This is a genomic window from Pseudomonas sp. ICMP 561 (genome assembly GCF_002699985.1).
Classification (GTDB): Bacteria; Pseudomonadota; Gammaproteobacteria; order Pseudomonadales; family Pseudomonadaceae; genus Aquipseudomonas; species Aquipseudomonas quasicaspiana.
The window spans coordinates 1-758 of sequence record NZ_LKBT01000044.1; the positions used below are offsets into that span (position 1 = coordinate 1).

The 758-nt window shown below is 52.5% G+C and carries 1 protein-coding gene; it reads left to right on the plus strand.

Going from position 1 to position 758, the window contains the following annotated elements:
- A partial coding sequence (locus AO242_RS21965; RefSeq protein WP_141562235.1) for an IS4 family transposase occupies positions 1-758 on the plus strand: 758 nt, incomplete at its 5' end.

A 758-nucleotide genomic window follows, 5' to 3' on the forward strand; every position in this document is an offset into this window, starting at 1 on the left:
CTGGCGAGCTGAGCCACGCTCGTGGGTTGGAAAAAGCAGTGGATGACTATTCGGTTACGATCTTTGATCGTGCGTACTATTCTGCAGCATTCCTGCTCGACTGGGAGCACAGCGGTACGCAACGGGATTGGTTGATGCGGGCTCGTAGCGGGCTTAAATACGAGATACTCCAAGAGTTGGGGCCAGGTGATTGGTTAGTTCAGTTAACTGTTTCTCGTGACGCCCACAGGCAGCGCGATGATCTTCCCAAACACTGGCAGGCCAGATTGATCGAGTACTCGATAGAAGGTAAAGCCCGTCGCTACCTCACCTCAATGATCGACGCCAAGCGTTATCCAGCAAACGAAGTAGCCGCACATTACAACGAGCGTTGGGAAATAGAGCTGGGTTTTAGAGAGATCAAACAAAACCTGCTCAACGGTGAGCAATTGCGCAGCAAGCAGCCTGAACTAGTCCGTCAGGAGCTTTGGGGCACCTTGTTGGCGTACAACTTGATCCGCCAAGAAATGCGCCTTATGGCTGAGGAAATGAAGGTTGCACCGCAACGATTGAGTTTTTTGTGGCTGTCTCAGGCTATAGCCAATGCGCTGCGCTTTTGTCCGACCGAAACACCGGGCACGATCCCCAAACGTTTGGCGGAGCTAAGAACACAGGCACAGCACTTCATGCTGCCACCCAGGCGTAAGCGAGCTTACCCCCGAGTGGTCAAACCAAGGCCGGTCAAATATCCAAAGAAAAAACCAACGGAGCTTAACTGA